This is a genomic window from Immundisolibacter sp., from assembly GCF_041601295.1.
GTDB lineage: Bacteria > Pseudomonadota > Gammaproteobacteria > Immundisolibacterales > Immundisolibacteraceae > Immundisolibacter.
Window position 1 is genome coordinate 22,054 of record NZ_JBFIII010000034.1, and the last position, 6,372, is coordinate 28,425.

Sequence of the window (6,372 nt, forward strand, 5' to 3'; positions counted from 1 at the left end):
CTAGTGGAGGCTGTGCGGTGCCGCCAGGTGAAACGGCGGGATCGGCGCGTCGAACTCGGCGCCATCGTCGCTCACCATCTGGTAGCTGCCATGCATGAACCCGGTCGGCGTGTCGAGCACTGTGCCGCTGGTATACGTGAACGACTCGCCGGGCTCCAGGTGCGGATGCTGACCGATCACGCCCAGGCCGCGCACCTCCTGTGTGTTGTCCTCGGCGTCGGTGATGATCCAGTGGCGCGCGACCAGCCGCGCCGGTGTTGCGCCGTGGTTGGTGATGGTCACCGTGTAGGCGAACACATAGCGGCCATGCAGCGGGTCCGACTGCTCGGCCAGGTACTGCGTGCGGACATCGACGGCGACGTCGTGCGGGGGGTCGTGGGGAATGTTCATGGCGGTTATTCTAGCGCCCCATCCTGCCGTACCCGTTTGTCGTTCTCATGCAGCAATATCTGAATCTGATGCGCACGGTGCTGGACCATGGCGTGCGCAAGTCCGACCGAACCGGGACCGGCACGCTGAGCGTGTTCGGCCACCAGTCGCGCTACGACCTGGCCGATGGGTTTCCACTGCTGACCACCAAGAAGCTGCACGTCAAATCCATCATCCACGAACTGCTGTGGTTTCTGCGCGGCGACACCAACGTCGGCTACCTGCGCGAGCGTGGCGTCAGTATCTGGGACGAGTGGGCGGACCAGAACGGCGACCTTGGCCCGGTTTACGGCTACCAGTGGCGCTCCTGGCCGGACTATGCCGGTGGCCACATTGACCAGATCGGTGCCGTTATCGAGCGCATTCGTCGCGACCCCGATTCGCGCCGGCTGCTGGTCAGCGCCTGGAACCCGGCGCAGGTGGACGCCATGCGCCTGCCGCCGTGCCATGTTCTGTTCCAGTTTTATGTGGCCGATGGCCGGCTGTCCTGCCAGCTGTACCAGCGCAGCGCCGACATCTTTCTGGGCGTGCCGTTCAACATTGCGTCGTACGCGTTGCTGACGCAGATGGTGGCACACGTCACCGGGCTCGCGCCGGGCGAGTTCATACATACTCTGGGTGACGCGCACCTGTACCTGAACCATCTGGACCAGGCGCGCGAGCAACTGGCCCGCACGCCACGCCCGCTGCCGCAGATGCAGATACGCCGACCGGTGGAATCCATCTTCGAGCTTGCCTACGACGACTTCGAACTGCTGGGTTACGACCCGCTTCCACGTATCGCCGCCCCGGTTGCCGTGTGACGGCACCGGTTGAAGTGATTTTGGTGGTGGCGGTGGCCGAAGGTGGTGTCATCGGCCGTGACGGCGCGCTGCCCTGGCATCTGCCAGCCGACCTGAAGCATTTTCGCGAGTTGACGCTCGGCAGGCCGGTCATCATGGGGCGGGCGACCTATCAGTCCATCGGCAAACCGCTGCCCCAGCGGCGCAACATCGTGCTCAGTCGCCAGGCCGATTTCGCGCCGCCCGGCGTAGAGGTAGTCGCATCGCTGGCCGACGCTTATCACCTCGTCGCAGGCGAGCCTCAGGCCATGATTATCGGTGGCGCCACCGTGTACGCGCAGGCGCTTGTCGCGGCCAGTGCGGTCGAACTCACCGAGGTGCACGCCAGGTTGCCCGGCGATACGCACTTTCCGCCGCTTCAGTCGCCGTGGCAGGTAACGGCGCGTGAAGATCACCCCGCCGACGAGCGCAACGTGTACGCCTACAGCTTTGTGACTTATCGCAAGCGCTGACTTGCGGCCGGGCAAGGCCGCGGGCTGGTGCTAGGCGCCGCCACACGGGGGCATTGCCATGCCCCTCGGGGCCAGGGTTTGAAACCAGAACGTCCACGCTTCTGACAGAGGACAGCGTCGGGTGGCGCGTGAAGAAAAAACATACAGGGGGAGCCATGACGATCGGAAGAATCCACAAGATTGGACAGCTGCTGGTTTGCTTGGTGGCAGCGGGCATTTATGGCGGCGCGTTGGCGGCGGCGCGGCCGAATGTTTTGATCATCGTTGCCGATGACATGGGCTATTCCGATTGGGGCGGGTTCGGTGGGGAGATTCGAACGCCGAACCTGGATGCCCTGGCCGACCAGGGTCGCCGCTTTACCCAGTTCTATACGGCGGCCACCTGTTCGCCGACCCGGGCCATGTTGCTGACCGGCATCGATCATCACCTCGTTGGCCTGAGCACCATGGAGGAGCTGCTACAGCCGAATCAACGCGGTGTGCCCGGCTACGAGGGTTACCTGAACAGGCGCGCAGTCACACTGCCCGAGCTGCTGCACGATGGCGGTTACACCACTCTGGTGTCCGGTAAATGGCATCTGGGGATGGGCCTGGAACAGGACCCCTCTCGGTTTGGATTCGATCGCTCATTCGTCATGTTGCGTGGCGCCGCCAGCCACTTCGGTGACCAGGCGCCCTATGCCATTGATTACGCGCCGATCTACCGCGAGAACGGACATCCAGTGCAGATTCCGGCCAGTTTCTATTCCTCGGACGCCTACGCCAGCAAGTTGATTGAGTGGATCGAGGCAAAGCAGGACGATACGCCGCTGTTCGCCTACCTGGCGTTTACCGCGCCCCACGATCCGCTGCATGTCCCGGACGAATGGCTGGACAAGTACGCTGGTCGCTATGACGGGGGCTACGACAAGTTGCGCGAACAGCGCCTGGCTCGGGCCAGGGAACTGGGCGTGGTAGCCCAGTCCGTGCGGGCGTCGCCGCGGCCACCGCATGTGCCAGCCTGGGACGATTTGAGCCAAGACGAGCAGCGCGCCTCGGCGCGGTCGATGGAGATCTACGCGGCCATGGTCGAGAACCTGGATGCCAACGTGGGTCGGGTGCTGGCGGCGTTCAAACGCAAAGGCATTTATGACAACACCCTGATCATTTTCTTTTCCGACAACGGCGCCAACGGCATCACGCTACAGCAGAACCCGCTCTCGGCGCCCGGCTGGGTGGCGCGTAATTCGGACAATCGGCTGCAGAACCTGGGCAAGAAAGGCTCACGGCCCTCGACCGGCCCCGGCTGGGCGGTGGCCTCGTCCAGTCCGTTTCGCCTGTTCAAAGTGTTCATCAGCGAGGGGGGCATCCGCTCACCGCTGATTGTCGCCGGACCGGGTGTTGGCAAGGCATCGCCGCCCGACGACGCGGTGCTGACGGTGCGCGACCTGATGCCCACTGTTCTGGAAAGTGCCGGACTGGTCGCGCCTGACACCTACCAGAAACGCGCCGTGTTAGAGGTTGAAGGGCGCTCCATGTGGCCGCTGCTCAAAGGCGAGGCCCCGCTGGTCCATCCCGCAGATGAAAGCATCGGCTTTGAACTGTTTGGCATGCGGGCGTTGCGCCGCGGCGACTGGAAAATTACCTGGATCAGCGAGCCATTTGCACCACCGCGCTGGCAGCTGTTCAACATCGCGGATGACCCCGCCGAGACACGCGACCTGGCCGTCGAGCAGCCCGAGCGGCTCGATGCCCTGCGGCGCGAGTGGGATCGGTACGCGGCGCAAGTCGGGGTGGTGTTACCGGACAACTCTTTCTTCAAGGGCAGGAAATGAGGGCCGGTTCGGTTTCGTGATGGGGGTTCCGATCTGTTCCGGGCGCTTGGCGGCGTCTGGCTCTTCAAAAGCCGAGCAGGCGTATCCCGGCGGAGGCCAGCAAAACGGCAAACACACGTTTTAGCAAGATCACTGGCAGGCTGTGCGCCAATCGGGCGCCCACCGGGGCGGTAGCCACCGAGGCTACGGCGATGCCGATAAACGCCGGCCAGTAGACATAGCCCCAGGCGCCGGGGGGTAACCCCGGATGATCGCGTCCGGCCCACAGGAACGTCGCCGCGCCGGCCACGCCCAATACCAAACCGCAGGCCGACGAGGTCGCTACCGCCCGACGCATGTCCACCTGGCAGTAGGTCAGGAACGGTACCGTCAGGCTGCCGCCACCAATGCCCAGCAGTGTTGAGGCAGTTCCAATGACCGTGCTGGTCACCATGAGCCCGGCGGCCCTGGGTAATGGTCGTCGTCCCGGTGCAGTCGCGTTGAAGAAAATCTGGATCGACACCGCCAGCACAAACGCCCCAAACACGCGCTTCAGCAGGTCGCTTGGTAGTGTGTCGGCCAACAAGCCGCCCAGCACAGCGCCAGTGAGTAAGCCCGGCAGCATGAGGCGCAGCAGTGGCCCGTCGACCGCGCCGCGCCGGTAGTGCGCATAGCTCGACGACATCGAGGTTGGAACGATCACCGCGAGCGAGGTGCCGATTGCCAGATGCATCAGTACATCGGCGGGAATTCCAAGCAGCGGGAAAGCCAGCGCCAGTGCCGGCACGATGACCACGCCGCCGCCCAGGCCGAGCATGCCAGCGATCAAGCCGGCCAGCGCGCCGACCGCCAGATATGCCAGCAGAATCACGCCGTCAGAGCGTGTGGGGCAACGGTCTGACGGCAGCTATTCAGTAGCTTGCGGGTTCTACCCGTTTGGTAAGGGCGGCCAGCATCTCGTCAGCGCGTTCGCTGCCGGCAGCCGAAGCCTTCTTGAGCAGACGCTCGCCCTCGGCCACGTCCTTGGGTACACCGGCGCCTTCCACATATAACTCACCGAGCTCGGCCCAGGCCTCGGCGTAACCCAGGTCGCTGGCCTTGCGCAGCCACTGGACGGCGGCCTTGTCGTCGCGGGTGATACCGAGGCCGGTGGTCAGCATCATCGCCACTTCCACCATGGCAGCCGGGTTACCGCTCTTGGCCTGCGTTTCCCAATGGCCGAAGGCACGCTGGAACCACAGTTTGGCCTGCGGCGGGTCCATCGCGGTGCCGTGGCCATACATGAAGAACGTGCCCATGAAGTATTCCGCCTCGACAATACCCTGCTCGGCCAGCGGCTCGATCAGGCGAACGGCGGTATTGAAGTCACGCTTCTCGAAGGCGGCGATGCCGTCTTCCAGGTCGCCAGCGGATGCTGTGAGCGACCCAACGACGACGGCGGCAATCAGAAAATGGCTGGAAATACGCATTCTGGAGTCCTCCTCACGGGCGGGATTTACGTGTCGGCTGGGATGGGGCACATGGTACACTGCGGCGTCGATTCGGAGCGGGGACAAGCCCCGTGGGGCCTCATCGCTCCGGCGCCAAACACAGCCATCATCATGGGGCGGTAGCTCAGCTGGGAGAGCGTCGCGTTCGCAATGCGAAGGTCGGGAGTTCGATCCTCCTCCGCTCCACCATTTCTTGATTCGCTTGTGTCCGCTAAAGGCCTAAAACACGCATAAACACTCGGTTTTAGGCCGATCTAGTGTTCGCTTGCGTCCGCTATATACCGTTGACAGCCGCACATTCTGGGGGTAGAAAACGGGGGTAGAGTACCCGTCCGCGCGAGGCACTACCCCCAATGAGCCTGTCCGCTACTGCCGTTGTCAACGCTAAACCCGGTCCGCGACAGCAGAAATTGTTCGATGCCGGTGGCCTATTTCTCCTGGTCTCCCCGAACGGTAAAAAAGGCTGGCGCCTGAAATACCGATTTGGGGGTAGAGAAAAGCTGCTGAGCCTGGGGGTATACCCCGACGTAGGCTTGGCTAAGGCCCGCGAGCGACGCGATGCCGCCCGTAGACTGTTGGCTGACAACATCGACCCCAGCGAGCACCGCAAGGCCACACGGCATGCCGACGCGGCACCGGAGTCGTTCGAGGCCGTGGGCCGCGAGTGGTTCGCCAAGTTTTCGCCGCCCTGGGCGCCCACGCACGCCGAAAAAATCATCCGCCGCCTTGAGCGTGACGTGTTCCCCTGGATCGGCGCGCGTCCTGTGCGCGAGATCACGGCGCCTGAGCTGCTGACGGTGCTGCGCCGTATCGAGGCCCGTGGCCGGCTTGAGACAGCGCACCGGGCGCACCAAAACTGCGGGCAGGTTTTCCGCTACGCCGTGGCCACTGGCCGTGCCGAGCGTGACCCGTCCGGCGACCTGCGCGGCGCGCTGGCACCATGGAAGCCGAAGCACTACGCGACCATCACCGAGCCGAAGGCCATAGCCGCGCTGCTGCGCGACCTGGACAGCTATTCGGGTGGCTTTGTCACCGCCTGCGCCTTGCGTCTGTTGCCGCTGGTGTTCGTGCGCCCTGGCGAGCTGCGCCGGGCCGAGTGGGCCGAGATCGACCTGGACGCCGCCGAGTGGCGAATCCCGGCCGAGAAAATGAAAGCCCGACAGCCGCACCGCGTGCCGCTGAGTCGGCAGGCCGTGGCGATCCTGCGCCAGTTGCACCCGCTGACCGGGCGCGGACAGTGGGTGTTTCCGGGGGTACGCGCCAGAAGTGAACCGCTGTCCGAGAACACGCTGAACGCCGCCCTGCGCCGCATGGGATACGACAAGGACACCATGACCGCGCACGGCTTCCGCAGCATCGCCTCCAC

General features: G+C 64.3%; 7 protein-coding genes and 1 tRNA gene. 5 read left to right on the top strand and 3 right to left on the bottom strand.

What is annotated here, in order from left to right; translation table 11 throughout:
• Entirely contained in the window at positions 1–390 is a 390-nt protein-coding gene (gene apaG, locus ABZF37_RS06355) for a Co2+/Mg2+ efflux protein ApaG (RefSeq protein WP_372717974.1), read from the bottom strand.
• 47 nt (positions 391–437) lie between these two features.
• Here apaG and ABZF37_RS06360 point away from each other — a divergent pair, with 47 nt between their 5' ends.
• The 3 genes from ABZF37_RS06360 to ABZF37_RS06370 all read left to right on the top strand — a co-directional run bounded on the left by ABZF37_RS06360 (position 438) and on the right by ABZF37_RS06370 (position 3,537).
• Positions 438–1,232: a thymidylate synthase gene (locus ABZF37_RS06360; RefSeq protein WP_372717976.1), complete on the top strand. Its 795-nt coding sequence runs from the start codon at positions 438–440 to the stop codon at positions 1,230–1,232.
• The gene (locus ABZF37_RS06365; protein WP_372717978.1) at positions 1,229–1,723 is read left to right on the top strand and encodes a dihydrofolate reductase; all 495 of its coding nucleotides are present in this window, start codon (positions 1,229–1,231) and stop codon (positions 1,721–1,723) included. The genes ABZF37_RS06360 and ABZF37_RS06365 overlap by 4 nt, the downstream gene beginning before the upstream one ends.
• Before the next feature lie 155 nt (positions 1,724–1,878).
• Positions 1,879–3,537, top strand: coding sequence for an arylsulfatase (locus tag ABZF37_RS06370; protein WP_372717980.1), 1,659 nt, complete (start codon positions 1,879–1,881; stop codon positions 3,535–3,537).
• A 64-nt stretch (positions 3,538–3,601) separates the two neighbouring features.
• Here ABZF37_RS06370 and ABZF37_RS06375 read toward each other — a convergent pair whose 3' ends face one another.
• Together ABZF37_RS06375 and ABZF37_RS06380 are read right to left on the bottom strand one after the other, a co-directional pair.
• A complete protein-coding gene (locus tag ABZF37_RS06375; RefSeq protein WP_372717982.1) occupies positions 3,602–4,387 on the bottom strand; it encodes a sulfite exporter TauE/SafE family protein in 786 nt (261 codons plus the stop codon).
• Positions 4,388–4,427: 40 nt separating this feature from the next.
• Complete coding sequence (locus tag ABZF37_RS06380) at positions 4,428–4,985, bottom strand: tetratricopeptide repeat protein (RefSeq protein WP_372717983.1); 558 nt, start codon at positions 4,983–4,985, stop codon at positions 4,428–4,430.
• Positions 4,986–5,119: 134 nt separating this feature from the next.
• On the opposite strand from ABZF37_RS06380, the gene ABZF37_RS06385 reads away from it, so the two are divergent.
• Both ABZF37_RS06385 and ABZF37_RS06390 read left to right on the top strand, forming a co-directional pair.
• Positions 5,120–5,195: transfer RNA gene (locus tag ABZF37_RS06385), tRNA-Ala, on the top strand.
• A gap of 164 nt (positions 5,196–5,359) precedes the next feature.
• Positions 5,360–6,372, top strand: a 1,013-nt coding sequence (locus ABZF37_RS06390) for a tyrosine-type recombinase/integrase (protein WP_372717985.1), incomplete at its 3' end; no start/stop codon positions are given.

What these genes read in the sequence shown, in the direction of transcription:
- ABZF37_RS06370 (WP_372717980.1), top strand. Translation starts at nt 1,879, where the DNA reads ATGACGATCGGAAGAATCCACAAGATTGGACAGCTGCTGGTTTGCTTG.
- ABZF37_RS06360 (WP_372717976.1), top strand. Translation starts at nt 438, where the DNA reads ATGCAGCAATATCTGAATCTGATGCGCACGGTGCTGGACCATGGCGTG.
- ABZF37_RS06380 (WP_372717983.1), bottom strand. Translation starts at nt 4,985, where the DNA reads ATGCGTATTTCCAGCCATTTTCTGATTGCCGCCGTCGTCGTTGGGTCG.
- apaG (WP_372717974.1), bottom strand. Translation starts at nt 390, where the DNA reads ATGAACATTCCCCACGACCCCCCGCACGACGTCGCCGTCGATGTCCGC.